Source organism: Actinoplanes sp. NPDC051537 (genome assembly GCF_055586105.1).
Genome location: NZ_JBVJIU010000010.1, coordinates 169244 through 190006, shown reverse-complemented (window position 1 = coordinate 190006; position 20763 = coordinate 169244). Strand labels below are relative to the sequence as shown.

Here is a 20763-nt window from a genome sequence, read left to right as displayed (position 1 = left end):
GGACAATACTCACCGCGGTCGATTTCAGACGGTGCGTAGCGCCTCGGTCGGCGACAACCGCGCCGCCCGCACGGCCGGGACCAGCCCCGCGATCGCGCCGATCAGCACGGCCGCCGCGATGCCGCCCGCCCACGCCTCGACCGGCACCACCACCTGCCAGCCCTTGCCGCGGGCGTACACGGCGGTGGCGATCAGCCCGGCCGCCACCCCGGCGAGACCGCCGAGCACGGTCAGCAGCACCGCCTCGGCCAGGAACTGCGCCCGGATCTGCCGCCGGGTCGCGCCGAGCGCCCGGCGCAGGCCGATCTCCGACCGCCGCTCCAGCACCGAGATGATCATGATGTTCGCGACGCCGACCGCGCCCACGATCAGCGCCACCACGCCGAGCCCGAGGAAGAGGCTGTCGAACGCGCCCTCGGCCGCCGCCCGCGCGGTCAGCGCGTCGGACGGCTGGCCGATGTCGACCTCGTTCGGCGACTCCGGGTTCGCCGTCCGGGCCAGCAACGCCTGCACCGCCGCGACCCGGTCGGTGTCGGCCCGCACGTAGAGCTTGTCCGGCGGCCCGGCGACGGCCTGGCCGCCCTCGATCTCGACGTAGCCGAGATAGTGCTCGGCCGCCGCATATCCGATGAGGACACTGCTGTCCAGCTCGTCGGCGAGCAGGGCCGGCGCGAGGATGCCGGCCACGTAGAACCACTGACCGCCCAGCCAGACCCGCAGGCCGGGCGTGACCCGGTCGAAGCCGAGCCGCCGGGCCGCGACCGCGCCGAGCACCGCCACCGGCCGGGTGGCGGTCGCCGCGTTGAGCCAGCTCCCCCGGGCCATCCCGGTCGCCACCACGTCCGGCAGGTTGAGGCTCGCGGCCCGCACCCGCAGCGCGTTCGTGCTGATCGACGGGATCAGCGGCGTCCGGTAGACCTTCGCCTCGTCGATCGCCGCGGTGTGCGCGACCTGCCGGACGGCGTCGAGGTTGCCGACCCGGGCCGGGGCCGCCGACGGCAGCTGGGCGGCGCCGCCGGCGAACGACTGGCCGCTGCTCGCGGTGAGCAGGTTGGTGCCGAGCCGGTCGATCTGGGCGAGCAACCCGGCCTGCGACGACGAGGAGAGTCCGAGCACGGCCACGATCGCGGCGACGCCGATCGCGATGCCCAGGGCGGAGAGCGCGGCGCGCAGTTTGCGGGCACGCACCCCGACGCTGGCCACCCGCGCCTGGTCAGTGAATCGCAGCCGCATGACTGTCCCTCACAATCCGGCCGTCCAGCACCTGCACCCGGCGCGGCATCTGCCCGGCCAGGTCGTGGTCGTGGGTGATCACGATGATCGTCGCGCCGTCCGCGTTGAGCTCGTGCAGCAGCTCGACGATGGTGGCGCCGGTCGCCGAGTCGAGGTTGCCGGTCGGCTCGTCGGCCAGCACGATCGCCGGGCGGCCGACCAGCGCGCGGGCGATCGCGACCCGCTGCCGCTCGCCGCCGGAGAGCTTGCCCGGGCGGTAGCGCACGCGGTGGGCGAGGCCGACCCGGTCGAGCGCCTCGGCCGCCCGACGCCGGCGGGTGCCGGCGTCGACCCCGGCGTAGAGCATGCCGTCGGCCACGTTGTCGAGCACGCTCGCGTGGGCGGCCAGGAAGAACTGCTGGAAGACGAAGCCGATGTCGCGGGCGCGCACGTCGGCCAGCCGGCGGTCGCCCCTCCCCCGGTTGCCCAGCCCGGCCACGTCGACGCCGTTGATGCGTACGGTCCCGCTCGTCGGCCGTTCGAGCGTGCCCATGATGTGCAGCAATGTGGACTTGCCCGACCCGGACGGCCCGACCACCGCGACCAGCTCGCCGGCGTCGACGCGCAGGTCGATGCCGTGCAGCACGGCCACCTCCTCGTACCGCTTGACGACGCCCGCCAGCTCGAGAACCGGCTCGCTCATGAGGACGGCACCACCACTCGGTCGCCGGCCCGCAGCGTGCCGCCGCGCACCTGCACCATCCCGGCGCCGTCGTCGAAGAGGCCGAGCTCGACCGGCACCGTCTCGCGCCCGCCGTCCGCGCCGACCCGCTCGACCGCGAAGCCGCCGTCGCCCGCCCCGATCAACGCCGTCACCGGCACGATCAGCGCCTTCGTCACCCCGGCCGTGATGATCTGCACCCGCACCGGCGCGGCGTCGAGGGTGCCCGCTTCTTTCGGCTTGTCCAGCGTCAGGTAGACCGGGATGGTCGCGCCGTCCTTGCTCTCGACCGCCACCGAGCCGATCCGGCTCACCCGGCCGCCGGCGACCCGGTTGTCCGGCAGCGTGATCTGCGCCCGGTTGCCCACCTTGACCTGGGCCTGCTGCGCGGCGTTGAGCTGCACCACGACCTCGCGGCGGGTGGTGACCGCCGAGCCGAGCGGCGATCCCGGCACGGCCCGGCCGCCGAGCTGCGCGGTCACCGCGGCGATCCGCACCGGCCCGGGCAGCACGACCGCCTCGCCGACCTCCAGCGTGTCGTCGTCGAGCAGGTCCTCGAGCCCGTCCCGGGTCGCCCACGTGAAGTCGTCATCGGCGTCGGCGTCGTACCCGAGACCGCGCAGGTTGCGGTTGAGGATCGCCACGTCCCAGCCGTCGTCGCCCCGCTCGAGGTCGCGGTAGAGCGGACGGTTGCCGCAGAGCAGGAACACCGGGTCGTCGTCGACGTAGTAGAGGACCTGCCCGCAGGCGATCACCTGACCGGCCGCCGGCAGCTTCGTGTAGACGCCGGCCGCCTGGTTGACGATCGGGTAGTCGCTGCCGTCGGCCTGCGCCGCGTACGACAGGGTGCCGTTCTGATCGACCCGCCCGCTCAGCGATCCCTCGCGCGCGGTCGCCACCGCCGGCGTGCCGTCCCGGGCGACCGGGGGCGCCGCCTCGCCCGATCGGGACCAGTAGAGCGCCCCGGCCCCGATCAGCGCCACGCCGAGCAGGATCGTCGCCCACCGCCTCATCCCATGCCGCCCGGCGCCAGGTCGCGGCACTTCTGCTGGGCGTCCTTGAAGGCCTGCGAGTCCGGGTCGGCGCCGTTCCCGCCGGTGAACAGCATCCGGCCGTCGGGCTGCGGGTCGGGCATGTTCGGCACGCCGTTCTGCCGCATGCACTGCACCCACTTGAGCGCCTGGGCCTGCTGCGCGGCGCCCTGGCCCTGCTGCTCGGCGCCCGGCGGCTGGTACTGCTTGCAGGTCTCCTGCGCCTTCTTGAACGTCGCGCTCTCCGGGTCGAGGTCGCTGCCCTTCTCCGCCCGCAGCTGGATCCGGCCGTCGACCGGGTCGGGGAAGCTGGGCACGCCGTTCTCCCGCATGCACTGCGAGTACTTCACGGCCTGCGCCTGTCGGTCGGCCGAGCTCGGTGTCGCCGTGGGTTCGTCTCCGTTGCCGCCGCAGCCGGCCGTCACCAGGACCAGCAGGACGAGCAGGTTTCTCATTCGCATGGTTGTCGGTTCTACGGATCGCGCGGTCACAGGACGGTCCGCGATTTAGTGACCTCGGTGTGACGCCCGATCCGGCACGCTGGGCCGATGCGGGTGCTGGTGGTGGAGGATCAGGCCGAGTTGGCCGACTCGATCGGGCGGATGCTGCGGCGCGAGGGCATGGCGGTCGACGTGGTGTACGACGGCGGTGCGGCCCTGGACCGGACCATCGCCACCGACTACGACGTCCTGGTGCTGGACCGGGACATCCCGGTCGTCCACGGCGACGACGTGTGCCGGCAGGTCTCCGGTCCGCGGGTGCTGATGCTGACCGCGTCGGGCACGCTCGCCGATCGCGTCGAGGGGCTCAATCTCGGCGCGGACGACTATCTGCCGAAACCGTTCGCGTACGCGGAACTGATCGCCCGCGTCCGTGCGATAGCGCGCCGCACCCAGCCCGCCGCGCCCGCCGTGCTCATCCACGGCGACCTGCGTCTCGACCCGGCCGGGCGGGTGGCCACCCGTGGCGGCGTGCGCCTGGCGCTGACCCCGAAGGAGTTCGCCGTGCTGGAGTACCTGCTGGCCGCCCGGCATCGCGCGGTGCCGGCCGAGGAGCTGCTGGAACGGGTCTGGGATGAGGCCGCCGACCCGTTCACCACCACGGTCAAGGCGACCATCAACCGGCTGCGCGGCAAGCTCGGCGAGCCGGCCCTGATCGCGACGGTCCCGCGGGCCGGATACCGGATCTGAGGGCGAGATGACCTTTCCCGTACGCGCGAAATTGACCCTGCTTTACAGCGCTCTCGTGGTGCTGGCCGGCGCCGCGATGCTCGCCATCACGTACCTCCTCGTCTCGAATGCCCCCCGCAAGCTGATCGTCCGCAATGTCGAAGCCCTCGGCACACCCCCGCCCTCTCTCGAGGACATCGCCGACCAGGCCGCGGCCGAGGCCGAGCGGCAGCACCAGGCCACGCTGCACGCCCTGCTCGTCTACTCGGGCGTCGCGCTGGCGATCACGGCGGTGCTGGCCTTGGTTCTCGGCTGGCTGCTGGCCGGCCGCATCCTGCGCCCGCTGCGCACGATGGTCACCTCGATCCAGCGGATCTCGGCGCGCAACGTGCACGACCGGCTGGCGGCGAGCGGCCCCCGCGACGAGCTGCGCGAGCTTTCCGACACGGTCGACGGGCTGCTGCACCGGCTGGAGACCGCGCTCGACGCGCACCGGCGGTTCGTCGCCAACGCCGCGCACGAGTTGCGCACTCCGATCACGCTCGAGCACGCGCTGATGGAGGAGACGCTGACCGACCGCACGGCCACCCTGCCGCAGTACCGGTCGCTCGTCGAGCGCCTGCTGGACCTTCGGCAACAGCAGGCGGCGATGCTCGAGTCGCTGCTCACCCTGGCCGGCAGCGAGCGCGGTCTCGCGCGGCGCGATCACGTCGATCTCTCCGAGATCGCCGAGCGGACGGTGGCGGCCTACCGGTCGGTCGCGCTTGCTTCGGGCGTACGCGTGGACGCGCGCATCGAGTCGGCCTGGACCACCGGCGATCCGGCTCTGGTCGAGCGGCTCGTGGTCAACCTGGTGGACAACGCCGTCGGGTACAACGTGCCGGACGGCTCGATCAAGGTGACCACCGGCGTCACCGACGGCCATGCGGTGCTCGTGGTCTCCAATACCGGCGCGCCCGTCCCGCCGGACCGGATCGACGACCTCTTCGAGCCGTTCCAGCGGCTCGACCGCTCGGCCGGGCGGGCCGGTCATCACGGTCTCGGCTTGTCGATCGTGCGAGCCATCGTGGCCGCGCACGGCGCCTCGCTGGCCTGCTCGCCCGGCCCCGACGGCGGGCTGCGGGTCTCGGTGTCGTTTCCCGGCGCGCTGGCTTTATCGCTGCCAACCACCATCTACCCGGCGCGGGATGCGCCAGGGGTCGGCGTCGCGGAGAGCGGGCGGTAGCGCCGCGTCGGGCGCGTCCTGGAACGTGATCGGGCGGACGAAGCGCTGCAGGGCCGCGGCGCCGACCGAGCTGTGCGCCGGTGAGGTGGTGGCCGGCCAGGGCCCGCCGTGCTGCTGCGCCCAGCCGACCGCGACGCCGGTGGGCCAGCCGTTGACCACGACCCGTCCGCAGCGGCGCGAGAGCTTCTCGACCAAGCCGGGGAGGTCGGGGTCGTCCGCGGCGGCGTGCACCGCCGTGGCGAGGCTGCCCGGGAGGACGTCGATCACTGCGGCCAGTTCCTCGGGGCCGGCGTACTCGGCGACCAGCGCGACCGGGCCGAAGACCTCCTCCAGCAGCTTCTCGTCGGTTTTCAGCTGGTGGGTGGTCACCGCCAGAACCGTCGGCTCGGCCCGCCATCCGGCATCGGCCGCTCTCGTCTGCGCGAGCACCCGAGCCTCCTGCTCCCGGTGTGCGACGCCATCGGCGTACGACATCGCGATCTGCTCGGTGAGCAACCACCCCCGCGGCTCGGCGGTTCGCAGCGCCTCCGCCACCTTCTCCGGAAAGCCGGCGCCGGCGGGGGCCAGCAGCAGGCCCGGCTTGGTGCAGAACTGTCCCATCCCGAGGGTGAAGCTCGCGACGAAGCCTTGGGCGATTTCCTCGGTTTTGTTCCCGGCGGCGACCGTGACCACCGCCGTGTTGACCGTGCCCATCTCGGCGAAGACCGGGATCGGGTCCTCCCGGGCCGCCGCCGCCCGCCACAGCGCCAGCCCGCCACGCTGGGATCCGGTGAACGCGACCGCCCGAATGCCCGGGTGCGCGACCAGCCGCTCGCCCGCCGCGAAGCCCGCGACCAGACCGAACGCGCCCGCCGGAGCTCCCGCCTCGTCGAGGGCGCGGATCGCCAGCGCGGCCAGCTCGGCCGACAGCCGCGGATGGGCCGGATGCGCCTTCGCCACCACCGGGCAACCGGCCGCCAGCGCGGTCGCCGTGTCGTGGCCGAGCACGCCGAACCCGAACGGAAAGTTGCTGGCCCCGAATACCGCGACGGGCCCGAGCGGCACGTTCATCCGGCGCAGATCCGGCGGTCCGTGATCAATTGCGGCCCCGAGCCAGCCACCTTCCCGCACGACGCCGGCGTAGAACCGGATCGTCTCCGCCGCGCGCCCGCACTCCCCCGTCAGCCGGGGCAGGCCAAGCGCGACCTCCTCATCCGCCTTTTCTGCCAATGTCTCGATATTTCGGGTTAGGGCGTCGGCGATCGCGTCAAGCCAGCCCGCCCGCTCATCCGGAGTCGCGGCGGCCAGCTCGGTCGAGGCCGCGACCGCCGCGGCCACGGCGTCGTCGACATCGTCCGGCGTCGACTCCGGCGGCGCGTCCAGGGCCGCGCCCGTGCGTGGATCGAAGGAACTCATGCCGCTACCTTGCGCACGGCCTCGGTCAGCACGTCAACCGCGTCGTCGAGCAGCCCGAAGTCGATCACCAGCGGGGGCAGCAGCCGGATCACGTTCGCATAGGTGCCGCAGGTGAGCACGAGCACGCCGCGCTCGTGGCAGTAGCGGGCCACCGCGGCCGCCGTCTCCGGCGCCGGAGTCGTTCCGCCCGGCTTCACGAACTCCATCGCGAGCATCGCGCCGCGGCCGCGGACGTCCCCGACGGCCGGCACCTCGGCCGCGACCGCGTGCAGGCGCGGCAGCACCCGATCACCGATCGCGGCGGCCCGCCCGGCCAGATTCTCCTTCTCGATCGTCTCGAGCGCGCCGAGGGCGGCGGCGCAGGCGATCGGGTTTCCCGCGTACGTTCCACCCAGCCCTCCGACGTGCACGGCATCCATGATCTCGGCCCGCCCGGTGACCGCGGCGAGCGGCAGTCCCCCGCCGAGCGCCTTCGCCGTGCAGATCAGATCGGGGACGATGCCCTCGTGCTCGACGGCGAACAACGTGCCGGTGCGGGCCAGGCCGGTCTGCACCTCGTCGGCCACGAAGACGATCCCGTTATCCCGGCAGAACTCGGCGACCCCCTGGAGAAACCCCGGCGCCGGTACGACGAACCCGCCCTCCCCGGCGATCGGCTCGGCCACCACGCAGGCGACCCGGTCCACGCCGATCTGGGTGCGCAGCACGTCCCGGAACCGCTCCAACTCGCCGCCGGTCCCGCGGAACGGGTCGGCGGTCGGCACCCGGTGGATCTCCGGCGAGAACGGCCCGAAGGAGTGCTTGTACGGCATCTGCTTGGCGGTCATCGCCATCGTCAGCGAGGTACGCCCGTGATAAGCGTGGTCGAAGACGACGACCGCCGGCCGCCCGGTGTACGCGCGCGAGATCTTCACGGCGTTCTCGACCGCCTCGGCGCCGGTGGTGAACAGCGCCGTGCGCTTCTCGTGCCCGCCCGGCGTGAGCCGGTTGAGCGCCGCCGCCACGTCGACGAACCCGTCGTACTCGGTGACCATGAAGCAGGTGTGGGTGAACAGTCCGGCCTGCTCCCGAACCCGATCGACCACCCGCGGCTCGGACGCGCCCACGCTGGTCACCGCGATCCCGCAGCCCAGGTCGACCAGGTGGTTCCCGTCGACGTCGACGACGATGCCGCCCCCGGCCCGCTCGACGAAGATCGGCAGCGTGATCCCGAACCCGGCCGGAACCTCGCGCTGCCTCCGGGCATGGCGTTCCCGGGACCGCGGCCCGGGAATCTCGGTACGAACGATCCGGCGCTGCTCAATCTCCGACATCTCAGGCCCTCTCCCGGGTTAGGTCACGCCATTTCGGGGGTACGCCGCTGTCAGCGGCCGGGACACCGGTTACGGGCCCCGGCCGCTCATCACATTCGGCCCGCCGCGGCCGGGGCCGCCGGTCCGCCCCCGGCACCCACCTCACTCGACCGCGGCGGTGTCGCCTTTCGGGATCGCATCCCCCGCGGGGGCGTTGCTGCGGTCGTGCGGCTTGGCGGCAAACAGGTAGATCAGGCCGACCCCGATCACCAGCACCGCCGACAGGATCACCAGGTAGTTGTCGTACCAGGCAGCGTCCGGCGTCCGCGGCCACGCCATGTTGATCGCCGCCAGCACGCCGTAGACCAGCGCCGCCACGTTCACCGGCAGGCCCCAGCGGCCCATGCTGTACTTCCCGGACGGCACCCAGCCCTTGAGCCGGGCCCGCAACGCCGCCAGCACGATCATCTGGAATCCGATGTAGATGCCGAGCGCCGCGAACGACACGATGCGGGTCAGCGCGCTCGCCGACAGCGTCGAGCCGAGAATCACCAGCGCCGGGACGACGGCCGTCACGGCGAGCGCGAACGGCGGCACGTGCCGGACCGGCGACAATTTCGACAGGTACCCGCTGCCGAAGATCATCTTGTCTCGCCCGTACGACTGGAGAAGCCTGCTCCCCGCGGCCTGAAGGCTGAGGGCGCAGGACAGGAACGAGATCAGGACGACACCCAGGACGATCCGGGTGCCGACGCTGCCGAACGCGTTCTGCAGGACCGTGTAGACCGGGTCGGCGTCCTCGCCGCTGATCACCTTGCCGAAGTCGGGCACCGCCAGGATCAGGGCCAGCGCCACGAAGATCGAGGCCGCGCCGCCCACGTAGATGGTCATCCGCATCGCGCGGGGGATGCGGCGGCCCGGGTCGTTGACCTCTTCGGCCACGTCGCCGCAGGCCTCGAAGCCGTAGTAGAGGTAGACACCGATCAGCGACGCGGCCAGGAACGCCGACGCGTACGAGCCGCCGGAGCCGGCCCCGAACGTGTGGAAGATGGCGCTGATGTTGTGCTCGCGGTGGGCGGTGAGCAGCCAGATGCCGACCACGACGGCGCCGGCGAGCTCGGCCGCGAAGCCGAAGATCGCCGCCTGGGTCAGCAGCTTGGTGCCGCCGAGGTTGAGCAGGGTCGCGATCGCCACGACGACGATCGCGCAGATCACGGTCGTCGTCGTGGACGGGTCGAAGCCGAGCATCAGGGCGACGAACGGGCCGGCGCCGTAGCTCACCGAGGCGATCGTGGCGAGTAGCGCGAGCGCGTACACCCAGCCGGCCAGCCACGCCCAGCGCCGGCCCCAGAGCCGCCGGGCCCAGGGGTAGATGCCGCCGGAGACCGGGAACTGCGAGACCACCTCGCCGAAGACCATCGAGACGAGCAGCTGGCCGAGGCCGGCGATGACGAGGGCCCAGATCATCGGCGGGCCGCCGGTGGCGAGGGCGAAGCCGAACAGGGTGTATACGCCGACGACCGGCGAGAGATAGGTGAAGCCGAGGGCGAAGTTGCCCCACGGGCTCATCTCGCGGCGGTATTCGGAGGTGTATCCGAGGGCGGCAAGAGCGGCGGCGTCGTCACCGCTTGCGCCTTGGGTGATTGATTCGGTTCCGGCCATAGGGGGTGCCTCCTGGATCGACCCCGCTGAATTGCTGTCACTGTAAGTTCGCGCGACCTTCACCTGGTCACGCCGGATTGTCGAATTGGCGGTCGCCGGACACTACGATCCGTCCATGCCGGTCGCCGCCGCCGAGATCCTCGAGCTCGCCACGCTCGGGCTGAAGCTGGTGTGCGGCAAGCCGTCGGCGACGATCCGCTGGGCGCATGCGGTCGAGCTGGCCGATCCGACGCCGTGGCTCGCGGGCGGCGAGCTGGTGCTCACCACGGGACTGCGACTACCAAGATCAATAGAAGGCCAGCGGTCGTACGTGGACCGGCTCGCCGACGCGGGCGTGACCGGTATCGGCTTCGGCGTCGGGCTCGGCCACGACCGCATTCCGCCGGCGCTCCTTCGCCAGTGCACGGCCCGGGGACTTCTGCTGATCGAGGTGCCGCTGCCCACGCCGTTCCTGGCGATCAGCGAGGCGGTCGCCGATCTGCTGGCCCGCCAGGCGAGCGCGGCCGTTCGCCGTACGCTCGAGCACCAGCAACGACTGGCCCGGGCGGCGCTCAACGCCGGGGTTGCCGGCATCGTCCGCAGCCTGAGCCGGGCGCTCGACGCCGAGGTCGTGGTGACCGACGCGCACCACCTCGTGCTCGCCGCCGCACCGGGCGACGGCGCGGCGTTGCTGGCCCGCGCGACGGCCGAGCTCGGCGCCGGGGCCCGTTCCGGCGGCCCGCTCGGGCTCAGCGTCTCGGCCGGCGACGAGCATCTCGTGGTGCGCTCGCTCGGCATCGGCGGCACCCGGCAGGGCCTGCTCGCGGTCGCCACCCATCACGCCTTGCACCACCCCGACCAGCTGCTGCTCACACACGCGGCGTCGCTGCTCTCGCTCGAGCTGGAACGTCCGCGCGAGCTGGTCGAGGCCCACCGCGGCCTGCGCTCGGCGGTGCTGGGCGTGCTGCTCGGCGGCGATCTCCCGGCCGAGGTGGCGCACCGCCCGCTGCGGTTCTTCGGCTTCGCCCCCGACGACCGTTTCGTGGTGGTGCTGGCAACTTCTTCGCGGCCCGGCCTGGCCCACCGGGTCGAGCAATGCCTCGACGGTCTGCCTTTCTTGCTGGCCGGCCGCTCGGAGGGCGTGGTGGTCGCGGTGCGCGCCGACGATGGCGAAAGCGTGGTCGCGGCCTTGGACTCGGCCGACGTGACCTTAGGCCTGAGCGGCGCGGCCCCGGCCGGCGGTTTGCCCGCGGCCCTGCGTACGGCGGTGGCAGCCGCCGCCGAGGCCCGCTCCCGGCGCCGACGGGTCGCCCGCTTCGGCGATCAGCGGCTACCCGCCCTCCTGTCCCAGGAGGCAGTCCGAAGCGCCGTCGCCCACCTGGCCGACGACCTGCTGGCCCCGCTCTCGGACAGCCCCGTGCTGTGCCGCTCGCTGGACGTGTTCCTCCAGCACAACGGCGTATGGGAGACCGCCTCCCGGGCACTAGGCATCCACCGCCACACGCTGCGCAACCGCATGGCACGAGTGGCCGAGCTGACCGGCCTCGACCTGGAATCGGCCCACGACCGAGCCGCCCTCCTCCTGGCGTTGCTGTCCCGCAAGGTCTGACCCCCCGATCGGCCCACCCGCCCAGCACCCAACTTTGCTCTGCTTACCCATACGCGCCTGGCCCGGCCGCCGAGCCCGCCTTGCTCTGCTTACCCATACGCGCCCGGTCGGGCCGTCGAGCCTTGCTCTGCTTACCTATACGCGCCTGGTGTGACCGACGCCCTGTCACGCCGGCGCGGGCTGGGTCGTCCACCGGGCATGACTGTTCTGATCAAGCGGGCGGCAGCGCTCGTACTCGCCCTCTCCGCCCTGTTCGTCGGCGGCTGGGCGGCCGCCGCCCCCGTCACCTTTTATCGCGATTTTCCGCTTTCGGGCCGCGCCTGGGTGAGCACCCTCGGCCCCTACAACGAGCACCTGATCCGCGACGTCGGCGGCCTCTACCTGGCGCTCCTCGTGCTGAGCGGATGGGCTTTCCTGCGACCGAGCGATCAACTGCTGCGCGTGACCGGCCTGGCCTGGCTCGTCTTCGGCGTGGAGCACCTGGTGTTCCACGCCGCCCACCTGGAGATGTTCTCGACCGCCGACCGCGTAGGCATGATGGCCGCGCTGGGCGGAACCGTGCTGCTGGCCGCACTGTTGCTGCTCCCGACCGGCGGCACTTGGCGGATCGAGTCGCAGCCGGAATAGAGAATGGCCCCACCGAACCCGGCAGGGCCACCCTCGCTGTGCACCTCAAGGGCATTCTGCACGTCGGAGCGGGTGTAGTCGAGATCACCAACCGCACGAGTTGATCTAACCGCGGCACTGCCCGTCACCCCGCACCGCGCGCCCCACTCGGTTGGGACAGCCGCGACAACGACCCCGAACCGGACGAGCGGTTCGCATTCGGCATACCCGACACGACCCCACGCACTCGCCCGGCCCCGATCAGCCTCGGCGGCGGTCGTCCTCCAAGTAGCGGAGAACCGCCGTCACCCGACGGTCCGCCTGATCGTCAGGCGCGAGATCGAGCTTGGCGAAGATGCTGCGTATGTGTTTGTGCACCGCCCCTTCGGTCACGACCAGCCGTTCGGCGATCGCCGTATTGCCCAGCCCCTCCGCCATCAGCGCCAATACGTCTCGCTCCCGCGGACTCAACCGCTCCAGCGCCCCGTCCGGCCGGATCCGGTTCATCAACTGCCCGACCACGTCGGGGTCGATGGCCGTGCCGCCCCCGGCCACCCGGTGCAACGCCCCGAGGAACTCCTCCACCCGCCCGACCCTCTCCTTGAGCAGATAGCCGAGCCGGCTCGCCCCGCCACCAAGCAGCTCGGTCGCGAACGCCTGCTCCACATAGGCCGACAGCACCAGCACGGCCAGCCCCGGCTGCCGCCGCCTCGCCTCGACCGCCGCGACGATCCCCTCGTCGGTGTGCGTGGGCGGCATCCGCACGTCGACGATCGCCACATCGGGCCGATGCTCGTCGACCGCGGCCAGGAACGCCCCCGGCTCCTCGGCCGTCGCCACCACGTCGAGCGACTCGGCCCGCAACAGCAGCGCCAGCCCCTCCCGCAGCAGCGCGTCGTCCTCGGCGATCACGATCCGCATGGCAACTCCACCCGCATGGTCGTCGGCCCCCCGGCCGGGCTGGTCAGGGACAGCCATCCGTCGTACGCCTCGACCCGCCGCCTGATCCCGACCAGCCCGGACCCTCGCCCCTCGTCCGCGCCTCCGTGACCGTCATCCTCGATGCGCAGGTGCAGTCGATCACGTTCGCGGCGGATCGCGACCGTCGCGATCGTCGCGCCGCTGTGCTTGGACACGTTGGTCAGCGCCTCCGCCACGACGAAGTAGGCGGTCGCCTCGACCGATGCCGCGCACCGCCCCGGCGCCTCGACGTCGACCCGGCAGTGCACCGCACAGTCGCGGGCCAGCCCCTCGACCGCCTCGGCGAGCCCGCGATCGGCCAGCACCGGCGGCAGGATGCCGCGCGCCACCGTCCGCAGCTCGGCCAGCGCCTGCTCGGCCGCGTCCTGCGCGCGGGCGAGGATCTCGTCGGCCGCGGCCGGATCTCGGGCCAGTTGCCGTCGGGCCGCACCCAGCAGCACATTCACCGCCACCAGCCGATTCTGCGTGCCGTCGTGCAGGGATCGCTCGATGCGCCGCAACTCGACCGCGTGCGCATCAAGGGCCGCCGCCCGCGTCGCGGCCAGCTGCTCCACCCGGAGCGAGAGATCGGCGCCCGCCCGTGGCCCGAGCAGCGATCGGCCGAGCCCGCCCTGAACCCGCGCCAGCAGCGGGATGGCAACCACGGCGACCGCGACCCAGGCCACGCCGAACAGCCCGACGGCGATCGCATCGGCCCACGTGTCCACCGGCCAGAACGCGACACCCGGACCGCTGCTGCCCGGCGTCGTGAGCCACCACCAGAGGGGATAGGTCACGTCCTGCACGGCATAGAGCGGCAACGTCAGCCCGAGCAGCCCGATCGCGAACCCGAAGGTGGCGTGCATGGCCAGCCAGGCGAGCTCGCGCCCGACCTCCCGATCGGTCAGCGCGGCACGCAGCCCGCTCGGCGTCGGCCCGGGCGAGACCATCTCCGGTCCCCAGCGCGACAGGCGTGCCCGCTCCCGGTCGGCGACCACTCGTATCGCGTGCAGCGTGCCGGGCACTAGCGGCAGGCCGATCCCGATCAGGCTGAGGACCGCGACGGCGACGACCCAGAGCAGCGCGGCGAGCGCCAGGACGGCGGTCGCCAGGCCACCGGCCAGGTGCTCCAGGGCATCGATCGCGTGGCGTGCGCGGCCGGTCAAAGTCGTCATCGGTCACCTCCGCGGCCGAGGTTAGACCGGATCGGCGCCGAGCGAAGTAGTGCTGGCTATACCTCAAGACGGGCGCTGGCTATATCGCCGGCGGCCTCCCCAATCCCTAGCGTCGTCGGCATCGCAAGCCACCACTTCGGAGGGAAGAGGCCATGACCGAGCAGACCAAGCGCGCCGCCCTGTGGATCACCCTGGCTCTCAGCGCCGTCGCCAACGGCGTCGCGTCGATGAGCGATCTCAACCCGTTCATCGGCGTCGGATTCGGCCTGATCACGCTGGCCTGTGCCGTCACGCTCGTCCGGCAGCACCTCAGGCGTCGCCGGGTCTGACGCATCGAGGCAATTCGTCGCCGTTCCGGCTCCGGATGGGTCGGCGACAGCAATCTCACAAGCTCCAAGCCGCGGCACTCGCGGTGGCGAACTCGTGCCAAGAAGTCACCGGCACGGAAGGACACCATCATGACGGTCAACCCGGCCCCCCGGCGCCGGCGTGTGGCGGCCGCCCTCGGCGTGGCCGCGATGCTCGCCGGCACGGTGTACGGGCTCGGTCCCGGCGCCGCGACCGCGTCGAGTCACCGCGAGGCCCCGCTCGTCGCCGCCGACCCGGCCATCGACAACACCGACCTCTATGCGTTCGTCAGCCCCGAGCGTCCCGGCTACGTCACGCTCATCGCCAACTGGCAGCCGTTCGAGGAGCCGAACGGCGGCCCCAACTTCTACCCGTTCGCGACCGACGCGACGTACCTCATCAAGATCGACAACGACGGTGACGCCAAGCCCGACGCCGTCTTCCGCTGGAAGTTCAAGAACATCGACAAGCGTGGCAACAACACCTTCCTCTACAACAACGGGCCGGTCACCTCGGTCGACGACGACAACCTGCTGTTCCGCCAGACCTACACGCTCGAGTCGTCGTTCGGCGGCGAGCCGTTCAAGATGCGGGCCCAGGGCGTGCCGGTCGCGCCGTCGCGGGTCGGCCAGGCGTCGATGCCCGACTACGGCACGCTGCGCAGCCAGGCGACCCGCACCCTGCCGGGCGGCTGGAAGACCTTCGCCGGCCAGGCCGACGACCCCTTCTTCCTCGACCTGCACGTCTTCGATCTGCTGTACGGCGGAGACCTGAGCGAGACGGGCCAGGACACCCTGTCCGGGTACAACGTCAACACCATCGCGCTCCAGGTCCCGTTCAAGGACGTGGCCCTCAAGGGCGACGCCGCTCGCAACCCGGTGGTCGGCGTCTGGACCACCACCGAGCGCGACCGGGTCCGGGTCGCCGACGGCTCGTCGTACGGCGGAAAGGTGCAAGTCTCGCGCCTGGGCAACCCGCTGGTCAACGAGGTGGTCGTCCCGGCCGGGCTGAAGGACACCTTCAACGCCACCCCGCCCGAGCGGGACGCGAAGATCCCGGCGCTGGTCAAGCGGGTCACCAATCCCGAGGTGCCGCAACTGCTGCAACAGATCTACAAGATCCCGGCACCGGCCACGCCACGCAACGACCTCGTCGAGATCTTCCTGACCGGCATCACCACCAAAGCGAACGGGCCGATCAAGGCCGACCTCAACTCGCAGCTCAACAACGCCGACGTGTCGGCCGGCCGGTTCACCCCGGCCGAGGAGCTGCGGCTGAACCTGTCGGTCCCGGTGACCGGCCAGCCCAACCGGCTGGGTGTCCTCGGCGGCGACCTCCAGGGCTTCCCCAACGGCCGGCGCCTCACCGACGACGTGGTCGACATCGAGCTGCAGGCCCTGGCCGGCGCGGCACAGACCGGCAAGCTGGTCGACGCTCTCGCCGCGGGCGACCGGGTCGATGCGAACAACCAGCAGTTCGGCGGCAGGTTCCCCTATCTCGCGCTGCCCAACGCGGTCGGCGTGAACACCCAGGCCGGTGGCAGCCAGCCGCCCGCCGCCGTGCAGCCGCAGGCTGCCGTGCCGTCCACCGACCCGTCGACCGGCACCGAAGCGGGCGCCGGCACCGGCAGCGGAACGGATCCCAACGCGGTCGGCGCCGGAATTCCCGACACCGAGCAGTCCGAGGCGGCGGCCGCACCGGCCCCGACCACCGATACCGGCGAGGGGTGGATGACCAAGCCGGTGGCGTACGCGACCGGGGCAACCGGCCTCGGCGCCCTGATCCTCGCCTTCGGTCTTCTCGCCTTCCTGCGGCGACGCCGGCCCGCACCGGTCCAGCCGCAGCCCCCGACCGGTAACTACGACCCCGACAAGACCGTCCCGATGTAACCGGCTCCGGGTGGGTGCGAGCTCTCGCGCCCACCCGGCGTCCCCTTTGGAGGCTCACATGCGCCGCATCCTGACCCGCCTGGCCCTGGCCGCCGCGCTCGCGGCCACGGTGCTCGCGGTCGCCGGCATCGTGGCCCGGCCGCACGCCGCGCCGTCCGAAGAGGCCGTCCCGGTCGCACAGCCCGTGGATGTCCTCGCCGACCGGGTCGCCCGGGCCCAGCAGCACCTTCGTGACGTTCCCGGCGACTGGACCGGCTGGGCCGCGCTCGGCGCCGCCTATCTGGAACAGGCTCGCGTCACCGCCGACCCCGCCCTCTACCCCCAGGCCGAGCAGGCCGCCCGCAAGTCCCGGCAGCTGCGCCGCGACGGCAACGGCGACGCGCTGGTCGTGCTCGGCGCGCTGGCGAACGCGCGCCACGACTTCGGCGCCGCGCGCGACCAGGCTCGCGCCGCGCTTCGGATCGACGAGTCGGACGCCGACGCGTACGGCGTGCTCGCCGACGCCCTCACCCAGCTCGGTGACGCCACGGGCGCCACCGAGGCCGTGCAGCGGATGCTCGACACCCGGCCCGGGCTCGCCGCGTACGCCCGCGCCTCCTACGACCTAGAGCTGCGCGGCCGCATACCGGAAGCGGCGTCCCTCATGCGGCGCGCGCTCGACGACGCGGCCGACCCGCACGATGCCGCGTTCTGCCGCACCCAGCTCGGCGAGCTCGCGTTCGGCCGCGGCGACCTCGCAACGGCCGGCGAGGAGTACGCGTCCGCGCTCGCTGCCGACCCGGCCTCGATCGCCGCCCAGCGCGGACGTGCCCGGGTCCGAGCCGCCCGGGGCGACCTGACCGGCGCGATCACCGACTACGCCGACCTCACCGCCCGGTTGCCGGGGCCCTCGTATCTCATCGAGTACGCCGAGCTGCTCAACGCCGCCGGCCGGCCCGCGCAAGGCCGCGAGCAGCTGACCCTGGCCGCCACGGCGCAGCAGCTGTTCACCGCGAACGGCGGCCGCGACGATCTGGCCACCGCCGCGCTGGCCCTCGCCGACGGGCGCCCGGCCGACGCCGTCACCGCGGCGCGCGCCGAGTGGTCGCGCCGACAGCATCCCGACGTCGCCGACACGCTGGCCTGGTCACTCCACGCCGCCGGACGGGACGCGGAGGCGCTGACCTATGCCCGGCGCGCCGTCTCCGGTGGTGCGCATCCCGCGACGTACGCCTATCACCTGGGTTTGATCAACCTGGCGCTCGGCAACCGGTCCGCGGCCCGCTCCGAGCTCAACCGCGCGCTCGCCACCAACCCGTATTTCTCCCCGGTCGACGGACCCGCCGCCCGCCGCGCCCTGGCCGCCCTCGGAGGCCCGAGATGAACCGGCTTGTTCGCCCGCTGATCGTCGCCGCCGCCGTGCTGGCGGGTCTGCTGGCCTTCGCCGCGCCTGCCGAGGCGCACCCGATGGGCAACTTCTCGATCAACCAGTACGCCGAGCTCACCCTGCGTCCGGACCGCATCGACGTGCTGGCGCTCGCCGATATTGCCGAGATCCCCACCCTGCAGGAGAAGCCCCTGGTCGACACCGACCACGACGGCTCACTGTCGGAGGCCGAACGATCGGCGTACGCAGCCGCGGAGTGTCACCGCTACGCCGACGCGTTCGTCGTCAGCGCGGGCGGCGACCGTCTGACATGGACTGTGAGCGATCCGTCCTTCGGCGTGACGGCCGGGGCGGGCGGCCTATTCACGAGCCGGCTTTCCTGCTCGCTCTCGGCCGGCGCCAAGCTCGGCGCCGAGGCGACCGTGCGGCTCGACAACCGCTACCGGTCCGGCCGGGTGGGCTGGCGCGAGCTCACGGCCCGAGGAGAGGGCGTACGCGTATCCAGCTCGCTGCCGGCGGAGAGTGTGAGCGGCCGGTTGACCTCCTACCCCCGCGACCTGCTGACGTCGGCACCCGATGTCCGGACCGCGACCATCCGCGTCGGCGGCCCGGCGGGTGCGGCTCCCGCCCCTGCCGCGACGGTCCCGACGATCGCCGGCCCGAGCTGGCTGACGACCGCCCAGGCCCGCATCGAGTCGGTGGTCGGCGGCCATCTGACCCCGGTCGTGGTCGCGCTGGCGTTCCTGCTCGCGCTGCTGCTGGGCGCCGGGCACGCGGCCCTGCCCGGCCACGGCAAGACGGTGATGGCGGCCTACTTCGCCGGTCGCAGCGGCCGCATCCGAGACGCCCTGGCCGTGGGTGGCACGGTGACGCTTGCTCACACCGGCGGTGTGCTGCTCGTGGGCCTCCTGCTGAGCACATCGACCGCCCTGGCCGGCGACCAACTCCTGACGTGGCTGAGCGCCGCAAGCGGCATCCTGGTCATCGCGGTCGGCGTGGGCATGCTCATCTCCGCCCGCCGCTCCCGCCGACCGACCGGCCATCACCACGAGCACGGGCACGGGCACGAGCACAGGCACGCCTCGGCGCACGGCCATAACGACGGGCAAGACCACGACGGCGGGCACGGCAGCAGCGAGGGCCACGGCCACAACGAGGGCCACGACCACAACGACGGGCACAGCCATGGCCACGGGCGCTGGCTAAGTGGTCACGGCCACTCTCACGGCCCCGGGCACGATCACCACCGGCCCGGCGGCCGTCTGGGATTGGCCGGGATCGGGCTGGCCGGCGGTTTGGTGCCCAGCCCGTCCGCGCTCGTCGTGCTGCTCGGCGCGATCGGGCTGGGGCGGGCCGGACTCGGCGTTCTGCTGGTGCTGGCCTATGGCATCGGCATGGCCGGGACGCTCACCGCCGTCGGTCTGCTGCTCGTCGTTGCCCAACGCAAGCTGGGTGTGCTCGTCACGCGCGGCGGTCGCTCGGCTCGGCTCGGCGGCCTGCTCACCCGGGTGACCAGCCGCGTCTCCGCCGGGGCGCCGACCGCTACCGCCGCGCTCGTGGTTCTCGTCGGGCTCGGCATGGGCGTCCGGGCGGTGGCCTGATGCGGCTCGACTCCGCTCGCCATCTGAGCCGCCGGCCGGACGAGCGGCCAACCGACGGCGGCGCCGGCGGCCCGGAGTTACCAGGCGAAGCGCTCCCGGTGCAGGTGGGACGGCGGGACGCCCAACTGCCGGGCCGCCTTCAGCACCGCGTCGGTCCAGGGGTCGGGGCCGCAGACGTACACATCATGGTCGGCTATGTCGGGGGCGAGCTGCTGCAGGGCCTCGGCGTCGCTGTAGTCGGCGTACTCGGAGGGCAGCCACGACGTGTCGGACAGGCGCGGGCCGACCAAGGGGACCACCCGCACGCCCCGCTCGCGGGCCAGCCACTGGAGCTCCCGGAGGAACGCCAGGTCGTGCGGGTGGCGGGTGCGGTAGACCAAAGTCGCCTTGCCCTGGCCGTAGGGCAGGTCCCAGAGCAGGGCCAGCAGCGGGGTCACGCCGATGCCGCAGGCCAGCATCGTCACCGGGCCGCCGGAGTAGTTGGCCGCGGTCATCCGGCCGTACGGGCCCTCGATCAGCGCTCTCGTGCCGGGGCGCAAGGTTGCCACGCGGGCGCTTCCGTCGCCTACCGATTTGACCGTGATGCGCAATCGGTCGCCGTCGGGGCGGCCGGACAGCGAGAACGGGTTGCCGCGCAGCACGCCGGGACCGTCGGCGAACCGCCAGACGAAGTATTGACCGGCGCGCGCCGGAAGGCGGTCCAGCCGGCGGCCGCGAAGGTAGACCGAGACCAGTCCGGGGGCCTCCGTCACCACCGTGTCAACGGTCAGCCGGTGCCGCAGCGTGCGCCACACGGGCAGCCCGATGCGGAAGATCAGCGTCGAGGCGGTGGCCGCCGCATACAGCGTCCACCAGTAGCCGCGCGCCGCCGGGGAGCGGAAATCGTGGCCGAGCCCGATCTCGTGCGGCAGCGCGAAGACGACGCCCACATACGCGTACAGGTGCAAGAGATGCCAGGATTCGTAACGCAGTCGCCGGCGCGCCTTTCGCACCGAAGTCGCCACCACGAGCACAAAGGCGAAAAGCGACAACCAGGCGAAAACAATGCTTTGGTACGCGGTGAGCAGCTCCCACGTCTGACGGAAAACGTTCGTCCCGGCCCGTTGCGCCGAGCCGATGAGGGCCAGGACCACGTGGGCGAGCAGCAGGTGGAACGACGCGAAGCCGGTGACCCGATGCCATCTGGCCAGCGTGTCCTGGCCGAACGACCGCTCCAGCCACGGGATGCGAGCCATCAGGACGACCTGGATCAACAGCAGATCGGCCGACCAGAGGGCGACCAGACGACCGACCGCGGCAATTCCCGTCGGTGCGTCGCCGAGGCCCCCGATCCACAGCACGGTGACGATCAGCAGGCTGAGTGCCGCCGCCCATCTTCCCGCTCTCCGCACGGCGTCTGAAATTACAAACACCCAGGCTTATTCGGCAGGTCTTGTGATCATCCAGACGCTTATCGGAAAAGTCGTTATCGGAGCGAGCAAATGCCATCGCCCGCGGTCTGGAAGTTTCGATCGACCATGGCA

Annotated in this window: 18 protein-coding genes; 8 read left to right on the top strand and 10 right to left on the bottom strand. The window is 72.3% G+C overall.

Translation table 11 applies throughout. The features are described 5' to 3' along the window. Positions 1-24: 24 nt before the first annotated feature. Genes ACZ6TB_RS25230 through ACZ6TB_RS25215 form a run of 4 tightly spaced genes read right to left on the bottom strand, consistent with a single transcriptional unit; the run spans position 25 to position 3425 of the window. Positions 25-1233 carry an ABC transporter permease gene (locus tag ACZ6TB_RS25230; RefSeq protein ID WP_465557597.1) on the bottom strand — a complete coding sequence of 403 codons (1209 nt, stop codon included), beginning with the start codon at positions 1231-1233 and terminating at the stop codon, positions 25-27. Next, positions 1214-1915 carry an ABC transporter ATP-binding protein gene (locus tag ACZ6TB_RS25225; protein ID WP_465557595.1) on the bottom strand — a complete coding sequence of 234 codons (702 nt, stop codon included), beginning with the start codon at positions 1913-1915 and terminating at the stop codon, positions 1214-1216. Before ACZ6TB_RS25225 ends, ACZ6TB_RS25230 begins: the two co-directional genes overlap by 20 nt. Continuing rightward, positions 1912-2946 carry an efflux RND transporter periplasmic adaptor subunit gene (locus ACZ6TB_RS25220; RefSeq protein ID WP_465557593.1) on the bottom strand — a complete coding sequence of 345 codons (1035 nt, stop codon included), beginning with the start codon at positions 2944-2946 and terminating at the stop codon, positions 1912-1914. The genes ACZ6TB_RS25225 and ACZ6TB_RS25220 overlap by 4 nt, the downstream gene beginning before the upstream one ends. Further along, positions 2943-3425 (bottom strand): hypothetical protein, encoded by a 483-nt coding sequence (locus ACZ6TB_RS25215; RefSeq protein ID WP_465557591.1) that lies wholly within the window; start codon positions 3423-3425, stop codon positions 2943-2945. The genes ACZ6TB_RS25220 and ACZ6TB_RS25215 overlap by 4 nt, the downstream gene beginning before the upstream one ends. Before the next feature lie 87 nt (positions 3426-3512). Here ACZ6TB_RS25215 and ACZ6TB_RS25210 point away from each other — a divergent pair, with 87 nt between their 5' ends. Beyond that, on the top strand, positions 3513-4154 hold the full coding sequence (locus ACZ6TB_RS25210; protein WP_465557589.1) for a response regulator transcription factor: 642 nt from the start codon (positions 3513-3515) through the stop codon (positions 4152-4154). Between the two features lie 7 nt (positions 4155-4161). Then, a complete protein-coding gene (locus ACZ6TB_RS25205; protein ID WP_465557587.1) occupies positions 4162-5358 on the top strand; it encodes a sensor histidine kinase in 1197 nt (398 codons plus the stop codon). Here the strand turns inward: ACZ6TB_RS25205 and ACZ6TB_RS25200 are convergent. The 3 genes from ACZ6TB_RS25200 to ACZ6TB_RS25190 form a co-directional block, all read right to left on the bottom strand. Further along, positions 5287-6753 carry an aldehyde dehydrogenase family protein gene (locus ACZ6TB_RS25200; RefSeq protein ID WP_465557585.1) on the bottom strand — a complete coding sequence of 489 codons (1467 nt, stop codon included), beginning with the start codon at positions 6751-6753 and terminating at the stop codon, positions 5287-5289. The genes ACZ6TB_RS25205 and ACZ6TB_RS25200 overlap by 72 nt on opposite strands. Continuing rightward, a complete protein-coding gene (gene gabT / locus ACZ6TB_RS25195) occupies positions 6750-8066 on the bottom strand; it encodes a 4-aminobutyrate--2-oxoglutarate transaminase (protein ID WP_465557583.1) in 1317 nt (438 codons plus the stop codon). The genes ACZ6TB_RS25200 and gabT overlap by 4 nt, the downstream gene beginning before the upstream one ends. Positions 8067-8207: 141 nt before the next feature. Further along, positions 8208-9614 (bottom strand): APC family permease, encoded by a 1407-nt coding sequence (locus tag ACZ6TB_RS25190; protein ID WP_465557581.1) that lies wholly within the window; start codon positions 9612-9614, stop codon positions 8208-8210. A 208-nt stretch (positions 9615-9822) separates the two neighbouring features. Here ACZ6TB_RS25190 and ACZ6TB_RS25185 point away from each other — a divergent pair, with 208 nt between their 5' ends. Next, positions 9823-11295, top strand: coding sequence for a PucR family transcriptional regulator (locus ACZ6TB_RS25185; protein WP_465557579.1), 1473 nt, complete (start codon positions 9823-9825; stop codon positions 11293-11295). 150 nt (positions 11296-11445) lie between these two features. Further along, entirely contained in the window at positions 11446-11922 is a 477-nt protein-coding gene (locus tag ACZ6TB_RS25180; protein ID WP_465557577.1) for a DUF4345 family protein, read from the top strand. Between the two features lie 240 nt (positions 11923-12162). Here ACZ6TB_RS25180 and ACZ6TB_RS25175 read toward each other — a convergent pair whose 3' ends face one another. Next, the gene (locus ACZ6TB_RS25175; protein ID WP_465557575.1) at positions 12163-12822 is read right to left on the bottom strand and encodes a response regulator; all 660 of its coding nucleotides are present in this window, start codon (positions 12820-12822) and stop codon (positions 12163-12165) included. Further along, entirely contained in the window at positions 12810-14036 is a 1227-nt protein-coding gene (locus ACZ6TB_RS25170; protein WP_465557573.1) for a sensor histidine kinase, read from the bottom strand. Before ACZ6TB_RS25170 ends, ACZ6TB_RS25175 begins: the two co-directional genes overlap by 13 nt. Positions 14037-14188: 152 nt before the next feature. Between ACZ6TB_RS25170 and ACZ6TB_RS25165 the strand changes: the two genes are divergently transcribed. The 4 genes from ACZ6TB_RS25165 (at position 14189) to ACZ6TB_RS25150 (ending at position 19240) form a co-directional block, all read left to right on the top strand. Beyond that, positions 14189-14365, top strand: coding sequence for a hypothetical protein (locus tag ACZ6TB_RS25165; protein ID WP_465557571.1), 177 nt, complete (start codon positions 14189-14191; stop codon positions 14363-14365). 129 nt (positions 14366-14494) lie between these two features. After that, positions 14495-16273 carry a DUF4331 domain-containing protein gene (locus ACZ6TB_RS25160; RefSeq protein WP_465557569.1) on the top strand — a complete coding sequence of 593 codons (1779 nt, stop codon included), beginning with the start codon at positions 14495-14497 and terminating at the stop codon, positions 16271-16273. A 58-nt stretch (positions 16274-16331) separates the two neighbouring features. Next, on the top strand, positions 16332-17636 hold the full coding sequence (locus ACZ6TB_RS25155; protein ID WP_465557567.1) for a tetratricopeptide repeat protein: 1305 nt from the start codon (positions 16332-16334) through the stop codon (positions 17634-17636). Next, positions 17633-19240, top strand: coding sequence for a HoxN/HupN/NixA family nickel/cobalt transporter (locus ACZ6TB_RS25150; RefSeq protein WP_465557565.1), 1608 nt, complete (start codon positions 17633-17635; stop codon positions 19238-19240). The genes ACZ6TB_RS25155 and ACZ6TB_RS25150 overlap by 4 nt, the downstream gene beginning before the upstream one ends. A 77-nt stretch (positions 19241-19317) precedes the next feature. Here the strand turns inward: ACZ6TB_RS25150 and ACZ6TB_RS25145 are convergent, their stop codons facing one another. Next, positions 19318-20631 carry a ferredoxin reductase family protein gene (locus ACZ6TB_RS25145; RefSeq protein ID WP_465557563.1) on the bottom strand — a complete coding sequence of 438 codons (1314 nt, stop codon included), beginning with the start codon at positions 20629-20631 and terminating at the stop codon, positions 19318-19320. Positions 20632-20763 lie beyond the last annotated feature (132 nt).